The organism is Azomonas macrocytogenes, assembly GCF_014191985.1.
Taxonomy (GTDB): domain Bacteria; phylum Pseudomonadota; class Gammaproteobacteria; order Pseudomonadales; family Pseudomonadaceae; genus Azomonas; species Azomonas macrocytogenes.
In genome coordinates this window covers 78,477-92,493 of sequence record NZ_JACHXI010000005.1, presented here as the reverse complement: position 1 = coordinate 92,493, position 14,017 = coordinate 78,477, and the positions used below count along the sequence as shown (strand labels likewise).

Annotated in this window: 15 protein-coding genes; 2 read left to right on the top strand and 13 right to left on the bottom strand. The window is 60.3% G+C overall.

The features are described from left to right. Positions 1-383 precede the first annotated feature (383 nt). The 10 genes from FHR87_RS07000 to hemF all read right to left on the bottom strand — a co-directional run bounded on the left by FHR87_RS07000 (position 384) and on the right by hemF (position 9,245). Entirely contained in the window at positions 384-1,955 is a 1,572-nt protein-coding gene (locus tag FHR87_RS07000; protein ID WP_183166006.1) for a sigma-54 interaction domain-containing protein, read from the bottom strand. A gap of 85 nt (positions 1,956-2,040) precedes the next feature. Continuing rightward, entirely contained in the window at positions 2,041-2,349 is a 309-nt protein-coding gene (locus FHR87_RS06995; RefSeq protein ID WP_183166005.1) for a NifU family protein, read from the bottom strand. A gap of 418 nt (positions 2,350-2,767) precedes the next feature. Then, positions 2,768-3,409 carry a glutathione S-transferase family protein gene (locus FHR87_RS06990; protein ID WP_183166004.1) on the bottom strand — a complete coding sequence of 214 codons (642 nt, stop codon included), beginning with the start codon at positions 3,407-3,409 and terminating at the stop codon, positions 2,768-2,770. Next, complete coding sequence (locus FHR87_RS06985; RefSeq protein WP_183166003.1) at positions 3,406-3,786, bottom strand: hypothetical protein; 381 nt, start codon at positions 3,784-3,786, stop codon at positions 3,406-3,408. The genes FHR87_RS06990 and FHR87_RS06985 overlap by 4 nt, the downstream gene beginning before the upstream one ends. Beyond that, positions 3,783-4,130, bottom strand: coding sequence for a NifB/NifX family molybdenum-iron cluster-binding protein (locus FHR87_RS06980; protein ID WP_338021225.1), 348 nt, complete (start codon positions 4,128-4,130; stop codon positions 3,783-3,785). Before FHR87_RS06980 ends, FHR87_RS06985 begins: the two co-directional genes overlap by 4 nt. Positions 4,131-4,153: 23 nt before the next feature. Next, complete coding sequence (locus FHR87_RS06975; RefSeq protein WP_183166001.1) at positions 4,154-4,948, bottom strand: ankyrin repeat domain-containing protein; 795 nt, start codon at positions 4,946-4,948, stop codon at positions 4,154-4,156. A 16-nt stretch (positions 4,949-4,964) separates the two neighbouring features. Continuing rightward, complete coding sequence (locus FHR87_RS06970) at positions 4,965-6,638, bottom strand: SagB family peptide dehydrogenase (RefSeq protein WP_183166000.1); 1,674 nt, start codon at positions 6,636-6,638, stop codon at positions 4,965-4,967. A 406-nt stretch (positions 6,639-7,044) separates the two neighbouring features. Next, positions 7,045-7,356: a DUF883 family protein gene (locus FHR87_RS06965; RefSeq protein WP_183165999.1), complete on the bottom strand. Its 312-nt coding sequence runs from the start codon at positions 7,354-7,356 to the stop codon at positions 7,045-7,047. Positions 7,357-7,500: 144 nt separating this feature from the next. Next, positions 7,501-8,328: a shikimate dehydrogenase gene (gene aroE, locus FHR87_RS06960; protein WP_183165998.1), complete on the bottom strand. Its 828-nt coding sequence runs from the start codon at positions 8,326-8,328 to the stop codon at positions 7,501-7,503. Beyond that, complete coding sequence (gene hemF / locus FHR87_RS06955; protein ID WP_183165997.1) at positions 8,325-9,245, bottom strand: oxygen-dependent coproporphyrinogen oxidase; 921 nt, start codon at positions 9,243-9,245, stop codon at positions 8,325-8,327. Before hemF ends, aroE begins: the two co-directional genes overlap by 4 nt. A 112-nt stretch (positions 9,246-9,357) precedes the next feature. Here hemF and FHR87_RS06950 point away from each other — a divergent pair, with 112 nt between their 5' ends. Continuing rightward, positions 9,358-10,335 carry an NADPH:quinone reductase gene (locus FHR87_RS06950; RefSeq protein WP_183165996.1) on the top strand — a complete coding sequence of 326 codons (978 nt, stop codon included), beginning with the start codon at positions 9,358-9,360 and terminating at the stop codon, positions 10,333-10,335. Between the two features lie 31 nt (positions 10,336-10,366). Here FHR87_RS06950 and tsaC read toward each other — a convergent pair whose 3' ends face one another. From tsaC to FHR87_RS06935, 3 genes are all read right to left on the bottom strand, one after another. Then, positions 10,367-10,924 carry an L-threonylcarbamoyladenylate synthase type 1 TsaC gene (gene tsaC, locus FHR87_RS06945; protein ID WP_183165995.1) on the bottom strand — a complete coding sequence of 186 codons (558 nt, stop codon included), beginning with the start codon at positions 10,922-10,924 and terminating at the stop codon, positions 10,367-10,369. A 135-nt stretch (positions 10,925-11,059) separates the two neighbouring features. Beyond that, positions 11,060-12,163, bottom strand: coding sequence for a DNA-processing protein DprA (dprA, locus tag FHR87_RS06940; RefSeq protein ID WP_183165994.1), 1,104 nt, complete (start codon positions 12,161-12,163; stop codon positions 11,060-11,062). Positions 12,164-12,256: 93 nt separating this feature from the next. Further along, on the bottom strand, positions 12,257-13,273 hold the full coding sequence (locus FHR87_RS06935; protein ID WP_183165993.1) for a LysM peptidoglycan-binding domain-containing protein: 1,017 nt from the start codon (positions 13,271-13,273) through the stop codon (positions 12,257-12,259). A gap of 220 nt (positions 13,274-13,493) precedes the next feature. Between FHR87_RS06935 and def the strand changes: the two genes are divergently transcribed. Continuing rightward, positions 13,494-14,000, top strand: coding sequence for a peptide deformylase (gene def, locus FHR87_RS06930; protein ID WP_183165992.1), 507 nt, complete (start codon positions 13,494-13,496; stop codon positions 13,998-14,000). Positions 14,001-14,017: the final 17 nt, after the last annotated feature.

Genomic DNA, 14,017 nt, shown 5'->3' with positions numbered 1-14,017 from the left:
GACTGGCAGCCGCGACACCTGCTTGGTCTGTTCTCGTAATCGCATCCGACATTCCGTTCCTGCAGACAATCTGACGCGAAAACGAAGGGCTGCCGGTATCGCTATATCCTTGAGCAAACAATGCGCCAAGTTATGCAATCCTTCTATTACAGGCATACAAAGCTGCACATTCGATTTTTTGTGTACTTAACTGAACAATAAAATAAAAGACCAGTACGTCTGTGAACGGAGCCAATCGAATGACCAGTGGATTACCCTTGGCAAAGGCACGAACGCCAGGGCTGGCACAAGATCGGATCGAGTGAGGCAGGCGGGCGGGAAATAGAGAGAAAAGGAAAGCCATGGCAATTCGAGCCCGAATGGTTATCCGGGCTCGAATCGTTTCAGCGGTAGTTCTTGTAATTCAGGTTGTACTTGCTCATGCGCAAGCCGAGCACGCGGCGAGTCAGACCAAGATGGGTAGCCGCCTCGGTCATGTTGCCCTGGTGCAGCTTGAGGGCATCGACGATCAATTCATATTCGATGGCATTGAGCCGCCCTTCCAGCCCATCGGCCTGCGCCTCTGATTCGCCACCGACCACCATGGCCTGCAGCGCTCCCGGCAGGTTGTAGCCATGGATCACGCCATCTTCACAGAGCAGGATCGCCCGTTCGATGACGTTTTCCAGCTCGCGTACATTTCCCGGCCAGGAATAAGTCTGCAGCATGTTCAGTGCTGGCGTGGAGATACGCTTGACCTCGATCCCCATGTCCCGGGAAAAACGCGAGACGAAATAGTCGGCCAGCGCGATGATGTCGCCATTACGCTCGCGCAACGGCGGGATGGTGATTGGGTAGACGTTGAGCCGGTAGTAGAGATCCTCGCGAAAGCTGCCATTGGCAACCATCTCACCAAGGTCGCGATTGGTCGCCGCGACGATGCGCAGATCCACCTTGATCGGGCTGTTGCCGCCGACCCGCTCGAAGGTGCGCTCCTGCAATACCCGCAGCAGCTTGGCCTGCATCGGCAAGGACATCTCGCCAACTTCGTCGAGGAAGATGGTGCCGCCGTCGGCTTCCTCGAAACGTCCCTTGCGCATGCCGGTCGCACCGGTGAAGGAGCCCTTTTCGTGACCGAAGAGTTCGCTTTCGATCACCGATTCGGGCAGCGACGCACAGTTGAACTTGACGAACGGCCCATGAGCCGCCGAGCCGTTATGGTGGATGGCGCCCGCCACCAGTTCCTTGCCGACCCCGCTTTCGCCAAGGACCAGCACGGTAGTCTTGGTCTTGGTACGCACCACGCGCTCGATGAGCTGGTAGAGCTCAAGCATCGGTTTGGAGTTACCGATAATATTGGCTGGCTTGAAGCGATTCTTCAGCTCGGCACGCAGCCGGCGGTTTTCTGCATCCAGGGCGACGTTCTCGACATTTTCCAGCAAATACAGCTCAACAGCCTGAGATGTGGTGGTTGCGAGAATGGACAATACTTCCACATCCAGCTTCAGCAGCTCGGCATTGTCGTAAGGGCGTTCGGCACTGATGGTGCCCATGACCTTGCGTCCGCGCATGATCGGTACGCACAGGAAGGACAGATCGACATCGCCATCGTCACGGCTGCCGGTGCGATTGAGAAAAGCCGGCTCAGCGCGGATCGAAGGCACGATGATGGTTTCGCCGGTTTCCACTACCTTGCCGATGATGCCCTCGCCAAGTCGGTAGATACCCTTGGCCACTTCCTCGGGCGTGAAGCCGAAGCTTTCGTGTACGACGATATTCCCCGAGTCACTGTCGTAGAGGCTGACCATGCCGCGCACGACTCTCATGTGCCGTCGCATCAGGCGTAGCAGAATGCCGAGAACAGTCGACAGATCACCACTGTTAGTCGCGATGTCGCTCATCTCGTAAAGAACCGGCAACAGATTCGTGCGGCATTCGCCAAGGCCGCACTCGCAGAGATGTGGAAGAGAAGACATGGTGATGGCTGCTCCTGATTGGCGTTCTGGCTATTGCGGGGTCCCGCAGGACTGAAAAAAACCGATCGACAATGCGAATCTGGCTTCAGATGGCTGGCAATACGCGGACGGCGGGGTTATTCAATGCCTGGACAAGATGCCGGCGCACACCACCCAGCGTCTGGGCGGACATGGCGCAGCCGACGCAGGCACCGCTCAGTTTGACGCGCACGACGTTACCCTGGAGTTCGACCAACTCGATATCGCCACCATCGCGGCGCACCCCGGGACGCAGTTTCTCGATCGTATCGCGGATCAGCGGCAAGGCCTCCTCCGGGATCGACTCGCCCAGGTTCAACCCCTGATCGATCTCTTCGGAATCGTCCGCTTCGGTATACACCGGTAGATTCGACATGGTTTGGCTCCTGAAACGGCTCCGCATCCATTGCCGGCAAAACAACGGCCTGGCGATGCGAAAAGGGCTTGGGGTTGGTTGGCGCGACCGGCTTGACCGGTAAATAAATCACCTATCCGTGATCCGCTGGGTGGGCCACGAATTCGGCATGCTCGACCAAAGTGTAGGGCAATCGCTATATATCAGCAAATATATCGATTCCGAACCAGACACCTTTCACTGATTTTTTCGGATGATTGTGATTGCACAAGGGTTGCCAGAGAAACTCGGAAAATGCGTTTCAGCCGAAAACCAGCGCGAAAATGAAGGGAAGTTACAAAGATAGGGTTATTTATGATGAGAATTAAGACAGCGACCAAGGCAAAAACAGCAGTGACCCGGATGGCGGCTAGATACGTCGTCCGGGCATTTTTTATAACTATTGGTAAATAGCGCCATAACCCTCTTCATACAGTACCTGACGCACTGCCGGCCGCTGCAGCAGGCGCTGGTAATGATTGCTGCAGTTTTCGGGTAGTGAAATACCGGTCCGGTCAGCCCAGAATTCGACGTAGAACAGGGCAAGATCAGCAATGGTGAGACGTTCGACCAGGAACATCTGCCCTTCCAGTTGCTTGTCGATCACGGCGAAGCCACGGTCGATGATCTCGCGGCCCATTGCCTTCACCGCTTCATGCTCAGCAGCAGTGCCGTTGGGCGCAAAAGCTTCGGTGGTGAAGATCCTGGCGAAACCTTCGCCATGCACGGTATTGATGACGTGATTCATCGCCTCCAGCACACGTGCCTGGTTTTTCGGTTCCTCCGGCAACAGCTTCTTGCGCTCGGCATAGGTGCTCGCCAGCCACCAGGCGATGGCAGCGAAGTCGGTCAGTGCCGAGCCATCATCGAGAACCAGGGTCGGGATGGTCGCCTTGGGGTTGATGGCCAGGTATTCCGGCTTGTATTGCTCGCCAGCCATCAGGTTCACCAGATAGGCTTCGAATACCAGTTCCAGCTCTTCCATCAGGATATTGATCCCCGTGCTACAAGAGCCGGGTGTCATGTATAGCTTCAGGGTCATGTATCGGCCTCTCTCTGTTCGTTTTGCTCTTGTGGTGAATCGAGCAGCCCGCGCTCGCGAAGCATGGCCTTGAAGCCTTTCATTACCGGGCGGGAAATAATCGTCTCGGCCAGCACCCGCTGTTCGTAGACCCGATTTATCAGCTGCTCGTCCAGATTGGCGCGCGCTTCGGCGATCAGCCCGTGAACATTCGCATCGAGACGTTCGTGGGGCTGCGTCCTGACTGCATCGTAGAGCAGTGCCATCACGATTTTCTCATCGGGCTTCATCTTGCACTTGCCATCGAGAATCTTGAGCATAACGGCAATCGCACAGTCCACATGGACCGGGATCAATGGATTGGCTTCTACCCAATGCGCCACATGAGTGGGAGTCACGAAATTTCCTCACCAGCGGCGGTACGGCGTGCGTAGTCCAGAAGTGATGGCTCGATGGTTTCCCAGGCGTAGTGGGAAACCGCATGCACGCCAATGGCCTTGAGCTTTTCTACAGGCCCGTCGCCGATTTTGGCGACGAACACCGCATGGCAATCCTTGATCGCTTCAAGGATGCCGGCCATGGCCGTCTGGCTGGAGGAATTACCCAGGCAGTAATGCTCGACCTCACGCTGTTCCAGCAGGCGGCAGGCCTGCGGCGTGACCTCGTAGACGAAAAAGCGCTTGGCATGGCCGAAGTGCTCGCTGATCGCCTGACCTTCCTTGCTGGCGACGGCCAGTCTCACGGGAAATTCGATCATCCGCCACCTCAGAGCGTATGACGCAACAGCTTCAGGCAAGCCACGGAAGCCGCCAGATCCACTGCCCGCATGTCATCGAAATTCTTAACCTGGGGATCGGCTCCAGCTTCCAGCAGCAGCCTGGTCAGTTCGGGGCGATCACTGGAGGCGGTGTACATCAGTGCAGTCGAGCTGGCATCGTTGCGGTTGTTCAGTTCGATGCCGGCATCGATCAGATCCTGCACGAGTCCTTCATTGCGCGATACGCAAGCCAGCCAGAGCGCATTATTGCCGTCATCATTGCGCGCCTGGATGTTTACGCCACGATCAAGCAGCTTCCTGGCTATTTCGCGCTGCCCCTGCAGGGCGGCCCGCATTAACGGCGTAAGACCATGCTCGCGCGGCGCATTCAGTTCGATGGGGTCGAAATTCCATTCCTTGAGGAAGGCTTCCAGCTCGGTGTCAACGAGCCCGCGCCGGATTTCCTGCCCGGCGACTGGCTCGGCCAAGGCGTTGGCCAGCGGGCGGTAACCACCATCGACGCTGTAAACGCGTTCGAAGCGAAAATCCGCAAACATCTGGGCGAAGGTCTTGCTGGAGTTGCCGTGGTAGCAGTAAACCAGCACCGGCACATCCTTTTCGATCCGGTTCAGCCAGAGCGGCAGGCGATCCTCGGTCAGGTGCATGGCGCCATCCAGGTGTTCCTGCTGGTAGCTTTGCAGGTCACGGACATCGAACACTTTGATGTCTTTTTCGACGCGAATCAGCGAGGCTGCCTCGGTCACAGAGAGGCATTGATAGGGAGTCCGGTCAGCAATGGCCATGAATATTCCGCAAAGATCAGGTGGTAGTGAGGTCGGTGTAGGCCGGTGCGGATTCGATACGCGGATCCGTGATCGGCAGGCCGACGGTAAAGTGATAGAGGGTCTGCCAGGCACCGTCCTGCAGTCCGAGCAGAGCATGCACGGGATCGTCGAAGAAACAGCCGATACCGGTACCGCGCAAGCCATGTGCCTCGGCTTCGAGATAGAGTACCTGGCCGATCAGCCCGGCCTCGCGATACAGGCTGCGGTAGTTAGCCGGGCTCTGCTGCAAGGCGGTCTCGAAGTCGAACAGCATGCCGAGGGCAAAACAGGCCGTGGCGGCGATATCCTGGTGACAATGCAGGCTGCGCACCATCCGCTTCAGCGCCTGGGCATCCATTTCAGTCAGCTTGAGCAATGCATCGATGCCAGCTACAGGCTCGCAAGCGAAACGCTGATCCAGGCGCGGCCGCAGCGAATCCGCTGATCGGGTGCTGCGTGGCAGCAGATAAAGCCCGGGGGCCAATCCCTCGACACGCGAGACAAAAAATACCAGCGCCGCCCGCGGCGGCTCGCCGAATACATCCCAGGGCAAGGCATTCGATGGCTGCAGGCGGGAGACGATGGCGGCGAACTGCGCATGGGTCATCACATAGTCGTGATCGAAACGCTGGGCGCTACGGCGGTTAGTCAGCAGTTCGTGGGCCGTTGTCTGGCTCGCCGTGCCAATCGACCTGGAAACGTCAGGCTCGACGGATGGCAGGCCGCCGGGCTGGAACTCGCCGCCGTTCCGACGGGTGGCGGCAGCAATCTCGGCAATTACCGGCCAGCGATACATGGGGTGCTGATCGATGGGGGAAGCCGTACCATGCCACTGCGCCCGCTCGGCCAGGGTTTGCAGGCGGGCCGGATCGAAGGACGGGGGCGCGGCATTGCCGAAGCCTGCGGCCAGCAGAATCTCGGCTTCCTCGATTTCCGTTTCCTGCGCCCTGCGGGCGGGAAATTCTTCCAGGCGATCCACGCCAGCCAGCCTTGCCAGCGTGACGCTATCCACCTGCGCCTGTTCCTGCAGATGCCAGCCGAGCACGGCGGCCGCATAACGCAAGGCACCTGCTGCATGGCCGGTATCGAGCTGGCAATAGCGAAAGGACCGCTCACCGTACTTCCAGGCCTCGCGCCACATGACCGACGTCAGCAGAATGCCCAGCCGGGGCTCGCCGGCTTCACCCTCATGCTCGGCTCGTAGCTCCAGCGCATGCTCTTCGGGGCGGTAGTGGTAGAGGCCATCCGTCAGGCCGGCAATGCCACCGATCACCAAATAGGCTTCGGTGGGATGCAGGTTGCCGCTGGAGGGATTGGCGCGCACTGCCCAGCGATCCGGGCCGAAACGTTTCCAGGCAGTGAGCCCTAGCGACAGTTGCAGGAGTACCGCGATGCTTTCCAGGGACGGTGCCAGCGCTGGCTGCAACCGGCCAAGCGCGGTGAAAGGCCGTTGCAGTGCCTGACCCGGCAGGCTTTCGGGAGAAAACGTCGAAATCAGCGGCAATTTGATCTGCGGCGCCGGCTCGAAATGCCGGAACGGTGCCGGCTGTTCGTCCCAATCCAGCGTCTCGGGACCACGGGCATAGCCTTCGAAACGATGCTTGGTACGCTGGTGATAGTCGCGCACCACCTCAAGTGCATGGGACGCGCGCGGAGTCTGGCTGGGCATGGTTCGTTCGTTGTCCGGAAGCAGAAGCATGGGCGGGAACTGTGCAAGACCAAACGGAGACTTTGCAAGCGCTACCAACGGCTGGATGCGAGCAGGCGGGAAGCAGCCGTTCTGGCAGAAACATCCAAGGGACTATCGACCCCGTCCGGCTCGCAATGAAGCCAAGCCGGACGGCAATCAACCGGACCCGGGAAGAAATCAGTCCCTCATCAAACAGGTCACCAGGGCATTTTCAGCTCAAGAGACTGGCCAGGGCTGCAAGGATGGCTTTTCTTCCAGCCTCCAGCCCTTGGCTGGCCATTGCAAAAGATAGCGAGCGAAAACCAGGCAACGCGAATTTCAAGGCTGCCAGGCATGCACCGAAGTAAAGTGAAAATGCTCTGCAAGCTACGCCTGCAAGCCAGGATCAACGGCGACTGAGCAAATAACCGACCAAGGCAACAGCGCCGGCTGCCAACGCCAGACTGGTCACCGGATGATGTTTGGCAGTACTACAGGCCAGGCGTCCGGCCTCTCGGGTGGAGTGTGCAAGCCGTGCGCCCTGGGCATCCCAGTTGGCATCGTGCCACAGGGATTCGGCCTTGCGACGCAGCGTGTCGATTCCATGCCGTGAATCATGGGACACGTTGCTCTTGAGCTCATCCAACGCAGCGCTCAGGCGATGGATTTCCCGCTCGATATCGTGGCGGTCGGACGACTTGTTCGAAAAAAGAGACATAGCGGCAAAATTCTCCAAATTGGTCGATGGACTTACCTAAAGACTCCGGCTCCATACAGAGTTGTAACCCGGACGGTCATAACACCTTGACCCTCATACAAAACCATGAGTTCAGAATATCTTATTGCCAGGCCACCACAAGCTTCAGCCAGCCAATAGCTGGCGGCGCAGCTCGGCCAGCACCGGCGCACTGTCCGGACGCACACCGCGCCAGAGCAGGAAAGCTTCGGCCGCCTGCTCTACCAGCATGCCGAGACCGTCGATCGTGCGGGCTGCTCCCTGGCTATCGGCCCAGCGATTGAAGGCCGTCGGTTCCTTGGCGTACATCATGTCGTAGCAAACCGTGCGGCCTAGCTGGATCAGTTTCGGTGAGATCGGTGGCAGCTCGCCGGTCAGGCTGGCAGAGGTGCCGTTGACGATCAGTTCAAAGGATTGCTGCAACTCGTCGAAGCCGACCGCCTCGACCGGGCCAAGATCGGCAAAGATCCGTGCCAGTTCCTCGGCCTTTTCCCGCGTGCGGTTGGCCACCACCAGGCTGGCCGGGCGCTGCGCCAGCAATGGCTCGATCACCCCGCGTACCGCGCCGCCCGCACCCAGCAGCAAGATGCGCCGGCCGTGCAGAGAAAGCCTTGCATTGCCGACCAGGTCGTTGACCAGCCCGGCGCCGTCGGTCGTATCGCCCAGCAGGCTGCCGTCCTCCAGCTTCTTCAAGGTATTTACCGCACCGGCGCGGCGGGCGCGTTCGGTCAGGCTATCGGCCAGGCGGAAGGCGTCTTCCTTGAAGGGGACAGTGACATTGGCACCCAGGCCATCACGGAAGAACGACCGGGCAGCTCCGGTGAAATCCGCCAAAGGCGCCAGCAGCGCTTCGTAGCTCAGCGATTGGCCGGTCTGTTCGGCGAACAGCCGGTGGATCTGCGGGGATTTGCTGTGGGCAATGGGGTTGCCGAACACGGCGTAGCGATCCGTCATAGTCCGGCCTCCTTCAGCCAGTCGCGATTTTGCAGGAAATAGTCGGTCAGCCGCGCCTCGCGCGTACCCGGCGCGGGTTTCCAAGCGTAGCCCCAGCGCACCAAGGGTGGCAAAGACATGAGGATCGACTCGGTACGCCCGCCCGATTGCAGGCCGAACGTGGTACCACGGTCGTAGACCAGGTTGAACTCCACATAGCGACCGCGGCGAAAGGACTGGAACTCTCGCTCACGCTCGCCGAAAGGCAGGCTTTTGCGTTTTTGCAGGATCGGCAGATAGGCCTCGATATAGGCATCGCCTATGGCCCGCATGAAGGCAAAGCAGGCGTCGAAGTCCCACTCGTTGAGATCGTCGAAGAACAATCCACCCACCCCGCGCGACTCGTTCCGGTGCTTGAGGTGAAAATAGCGGTCGCACCATGCCTTGTAGCGTGGATAGACCTCGGCGCCGAAGGGCGCACAGGCATCACGCGCCACCCGATGCCAGTGCACGCAGTCTTCCTCGATACCATAATAGGGCGTCAGATCGAAGCCACCGCCGAACCACCAGACCGGTGCTTCACCTTCCTTTTCGGCGATAAAAAAGCGCACATTGGCATGCGAGGTAGGCACATGGGGATTTTCCGGATGGATCACCAGCGACACACCGAGTGCCTGAAAGGTGCGCCCGGCCAGTTCCGGGCGCAGGGCGCTGGCCGAAGGTGGTAGACCGTCGCCATATACATGGGAGAAATTCACTCCGCCCTTCTCGATCAGTGCGCCGTCGGCAATCACCCGGGTTCGGCCACCGCCACCGGCGGGGCGCTGCCAGTTATCTTCGATGAAACGGGCGCGGCCATCCTCGGCTTCCAGGGCGGCGCAGATTCGATCCTGCAAATCCAGCAGATAGTCTTTGACGGCTTGGGTCAGAACGTTCACTCGATCACCATGTCAACAGGCCGGCATATCGGCGGCCAAGCATAGCATTCCCGGTCGGGCGGCAAAGGCCGGTTCCGATCGCTCCAGATAACGCTCTCAAGGTGGAAAATCCATGTCCAGGCGTATTCAATTCAGTCAGCACGGCGGTCCCGAGGTTTTGCAAACGGTCGACACGACACCTGCCGAACCGGGTACGAGCGAAGTCCGCGTACGCAACCACGCCATTGGCCTGAACTTCATCGATACCTATTACCGCAGCGGCTTGTATTCGCCACCGAGCCTGCCTTCGGGGCTGGGCACCGAGGGCGCCGGAGTGATCGATGCGATCGGCGCGGGCGTCGAGGATTTCCACATAGGCGAGCGGGTTGCCTATGCCGGCGGGCCGTTAGGCGCCTACGGCGAATATCACGTATTGCCGGCCCGGCAATTGGTGAAAATCCCGCCAGGTATTTCCTTCGAGGAAGCAGCGGCGGTGATGCTCAAAGGTCTGACCACGCAATACCTGCTGCGCCAGACGTATGCCGTCAAGGCAGGCGAAACGATCCTGTTCCATGCCGCTGCCGGCGGGGTTGGCTCCATCGCCTGCCAATGGGCCAAGGCATTGGGCGCCAGATTGATCGGTGTGGTCGGCTCCCAGGAAAAAGCCGAACGCGCCAAGGCGCTGGGCGCCTGGGCTACCATCGACCGCACGCAGGAAGACGTGGTCCAGCGCGTGCTGGAACTGACCGACGGCAGGAAATGCCCGGTGGTCTATGACTCGGTAGGCAAGAATACCTGGGAAATCTCTCTCGATTGCGTCGCGCCACGCGGCCTGCTGGTCAGCTTCGGCAACGCTTCGGGTGCGGTTACCGGCGTCAACCTGGGTATCCTGGCGCAGAAAGGTTCGCTGTATGTCACCCGGCCGATGTTGTCCGGCTACGCCGATACGCCTGAGCGCCTGCGAGCCATGGCCGATGAGCTGTTCGGCATGCTCGCCAGCGGCAAGCTCAAGGTGGAAATCGGCCAGCGTTATCCACTAAGCCAGGCTGCCGAAGCACAGACGGCGCTGGCTGCAGGCAAGACCACAGGCTCGACGATTTTGCTGCCGTAGCGACAAGCCACACGCCAGCCGTAGAAGGTCTTCAGCCTGCCCGGATCACCTCGCCGCTGCGCAAATCCCTGATCAGGCTGGGGTTGCGCCGTCCGCCCAGCGGGCCATTGAGCACGTCGTCCAGCAGGCCGGGGAAGTACTGTTCGACGCGCAGCCGCGAACGCGCAGCCGGATGGCCGGCCGGGTTGGCGGAGGTTGAAACCAGCGGACCGGTCAAGGCGCACAGATCGCGGACCAGAGGATGATCGGTGACCCGCAGGGCTACACTGTCGTGCCGGCCGCAGATCCATTCGGGCAGCCGGCCACGATGCGGCACCAGCCAGGTATAGGGGCCGGGCCAACTGCCGGACAGACGCTCCAACCAGATGGGCGGCAGGTCATCGAGCAGGAAATCGAACTGATTCCTGTGCCCGGCGATCAGGATCAGCCCCTTGTGCTCGGGCCGGTTCTTCAACGCCAGCAGGCGTTGGACCGCGTCATCATTCCAGGGATCGCAACCCAATCCCCAGACCGCCTCGGTCGGATAGGCGATCACGCCACCAGAGCGGACTGCCCTTGCCGCCTGCCGTAGCCGCCAGTTACCGATCATCCTGCCTCCTCGTACGAAAATGGCGGGCAGTCTAAACCAAACCGGCATGACGCCGAGAAGCGTGCGGCGAACTGAACGCTGGAATGATATTACCGGCGGCTGTTTCGCCCGACCTACAGTGCTCTTCTCGATTTTTCAGGGCTGGCAGATCATCCATACTCCAGCCTCGAAAACGATGCGACCGTCCAGCTCCAGCTCGGTCAGCGCAACCAGCACCTGCGGCAGCGGCTGGCCACAAGCCAGGGCCAGGGCTTCGCTGCTCAGGGGCACCGCCAGCAGATGACGCAACAGGGGATGCTCGGCAGCGACAGGCGTGGCAATGGCAACCGCCTCGCTCGGCGGCGCGATTCGCTGCCAGCCGCGCAGTGCTTCCAGCATATCCTGCACACACTCCACCAATACGGCTCCTTCGCGAATTAATTGGTGACAGCCACGGGCACCGGGATGATGGATCGGTCCGGGAATGGCAAATACCTCTCGCCCCTGCTCAATGGCTTGGCGTGCGGTGATCAATGAACCGCTCGACGGACTCGCTTCCACCACCAGTACCCCCAGGGACAGGCCGCTGATGATGCGATTGCGCCGGGGAAAATTACTGGCCTGGGGTGGGCTGTCCAGCGGCAATTCCGAAACCAGTGCTCCGCCTTGTTCGATGATTGCCTGCGCCAGCGACGCATGGCGTTGTGGATAAAGCCGTGCCAGGCCGGTGCCCAGCACCGCCACGGTCTGCCCGCCGGCATCCAGCGCCCCCTGATGGGCTGCCCCATCGATTCCGAGCGCCAGGCCGCTGGTGACGACAAAGCCGGCCCCCGCCAGGCTGACTGCGAAGCTGTGGGCATTATCGAGCCCGGGACGCGAGGCGCGCCGGCTCCCCACCATTGCCAGCTGCGGCCGCTCCAGCAAGGCAGGATTGCCTTCAACGTAGAGCAAGGGTGGTGCATCGGGCAGCTCCGCCAGCAGCGCGGGATAAGCGGGATCGTCCCACATCACCAGATGCCGGCCCGGCGTTTGCAGCCAGACCTGGGCCTGCACGGCGCGCTGGCGGACCTGCTCGCTGCGGCGATGGTCGGCGCAACTGGCAGGCAACCCCAGGGCACGCCAGGCGCTGGCCGGCGCGCTGAACGCGGAACCGGCATCGGGAAAGGCATCCAGCAACCGACGCAAGCGGCGTGGCCCCAGCTCGGGCAGCAAATGCAAGCGTAGACGGGCTTCGAGTTCTGCGGGAGAAATATTGAGCATGACGCTTCCTTATCTGCGCGTGCCGCTTCCGTACGATAATTCGTGGGACGTTCCGGCAAATAGTACAGCGCGCCGGGCAGCTGGCCTGAGGCATCAGGGATTGCGCACCCTGTCCATTATCGAAAGCGAACGATCGGCCTCCATGACCAGGCCATAGCTGAGCTTTTCATACGTGCGAAAAACCATCAGCAGGCCGGCACGTTCGTCGGGCACCTTTACCCGCTCGCCGGTGATCCGGTCACGCACCGTCTCGCCGGTCTTGTAGACCGCCAGTACGTTGCCTTCCTGCAGGCCGTCGCGAGACCCCTTGTTCAGCGTGACCACATCCATATGACCGACCTGTGTCACCCCACGCGGCACATCCAGAATCAGGCCATTGATCGGCCGTTGCGGAGCGCTGGGCATGAAACTTGAACTGATCGCACGTTCCTCGCTGGAAAACAGTCGGTCGCCGAGGCGCACCTCTTCGGACACGCGCGTCAGATTCAGCGATGCGATGTCGTTTTCAACGGACACCAGCGCGGCACTGCCCACGTTGTCGGCGTTGATACCAAGGAATTCCTTGGTCTGCGGATCGAGATAAACCTTGCCCTGTCGGAAGATTTCGTAGCCGGCCAGAGGCTGCTTGAATGAACCACGTCCGTAGATCCGGTCCCCCTGGCCACTGATCACCCTTTCGTCGTTGCCCGCCACGACATACGGCGCCGTCGCCAGCTCCTCCTTGCTGTCGACGATGCGGTTGCTCAACAAAAAGCTATTGATCGACTCCAGGGAGATGCTGGGAATAGCCTCGGCGATCGGCCGGGTACGGATCTGGGGAGACAGCTTGACGGTACCACGCGAAGCGCCGCGATCCAGCCGCAGCTGCGGCCGGCCATCGATATAGACCAGACTCAGGATATCGCCGGGATAGATGAGATGAGGGTTGCGGACCTGGGGATTGGCCTGCCAGATCTGCGGCCATTCCCAGGGCTTGCTGAGGAACCTGGCGGAAATGTCCCAGAGAGTGTCACCCCTCACTACCGTATAGCGCTCCGGATACCCATCCTTGAGCTGCACCGCCTGCACCAGCCCACTGGCCAGCAGCAGGGCGAGTAGTATTTTCCTCATGCGGCGAATCCCTTTATCATGTCTCGAACGTCACTGAACCATCGCAAAACTGTGCGGCACGGCCTGCGCGACCCGGCCGAACGGCAGTGAAGACTGGCTCGAAGCCGGTTCGAACGACCGGCGGCTGGCTGCGCAAGCCGCACGAAATACCGTGCTTCAAGCCGCCCGCCATCTTAGCAGTGGACTTTCAACCGATTGCGCGAGTACATCACAAACGTCTATGGCGATATTGAACATCCTGGAATTCCCCGACCCGCGCCTGCGTATCCAGGCCAGGCCGGTGGCTGCGGTCGACGATGACATTCGCCGGCTGATCGACGACATGCTCGAAACCATGTATGCCGCTCCAGGCATTGGCCTGGCGGCGACCCAGGTGAATACGCACCTGCGCGTCGTAGTCATGGATCTTTCCGAAGAAAAGAACGAGCCCCTGGTGTTCATCAACCCGGAAATCGAATTCTTGACCGAGGAACTGGAACCGTACCAGGAAGGCTGCCTGTCGGTACCGGGCTTCTATGAGAACGTGGACCGCCCGCAGAAGGTGCGCATCCGGGCGCTCGACCGCGAGGGGGTGCCTTACGAGCTGGAAGCCGAAGGCTTGCTGGCGGTCTGCATCCAGCACGAGTGCGATCACCTGAATGGCAAGCTGTTCGTTGATTATCTATCTACGCTCAAGCGCGACCGTATCCGCAAGAAGCTGGAAAAACAGCACCGCCAGCAAGACTGAACCCTTCCGATCACAGG

What these genes read in the sequence shown, in the direction of transcription:
- FHR87_RS07000 (WP_183166006.1), bottom strand. Translation starts at nt 1,955, where the DNA reads ATGTCTTCTCTTCCACATCTCTGCGAGTGCGGCCTTGGCGAATGCCGC.
- FHR87_RS06995 (WP_183166005.1), bottom strand. Translation starts at nt 2,349, where the DNA reads ATGTCGAATCTACCGGTGTATACCGAAGCGGACGATTCCGAAGAGATC.
- FHR87_RS06990 (WP_183166004.1), bottom strand. Translation starts at nt 3,409, where the DNA reads ATGACCCTGAAGCTATACATGACACCCGGCTCTTGTAGCACGGGGATC.
- FHR87_RS06975 (WP_183166001.1), bottom strand. Translation starts at nt 4,948, where the DNA reads ATGGCCATTGCTGACCGGACTCCCTATCAATGCCTCTCTGTGACCGAG.
- FHR87_RS06970 (WP_183166000.1), bottom strand. Translation starts at nt 6,638, where the DNA reads ATGCCCAGCCAGACTCCGCGCGCGTCCCATGCACTTGAGGTGGTGCGC.
- FHR87_RS06965 (WP_183165999.1), bottom strand. Translation starts at nt 7,356, where the DNA reads ATGTCTCTTTTTTCGAACAAGTCGTCCGACCGCCACGATATCGAGCGG.
- aroE (WP_183165998.1), bottom strand. Translation starts at nt 8,328, where the DNA reads ATGACGGATCGCTACGCCGTGTTCGGCAACCCCATTGCCCACAGCAAA.
- FHR87_RS06950 (WP_183165996.1), top strand. Translation starts at nt 9,358, where the DNA reads ATGTCCAGGCGTATTCAATTCAGTCAGCACGGCGGTCCCGAGGTTTTG.
- tsaC (WP_183165995.1), bottom strand. Translation starts at nt 10,924, where the DNA reads ATGATCGGTAACTGGCGGCTACGGCAGGCGGCAAGGGCAGTCCGCTCT.
- dprA (WP_183165994.1), bottom strand. Translation starts at nt 12,163, where the DNA reads ATGCTCAATATTTCTCCCGCAGAACTCGAAGCCCGTCTACGCTTGCAT.
- FHR87_RS06935 (WP_183165993.1), bottom strand. Translation starts at nt 13,273, where the DNA reads ATGAGGAAAATACTACTCGCCCTGCTGCTGGCCAGTGGGCTGGTGCAG.
- def (WP_183165992.1), top strand. Translation starts at nt 13,494, where the DNA reads ATGGCGATATTGAACATCCTGGAATTCCCCGACCCGCGCCTGCGTATC.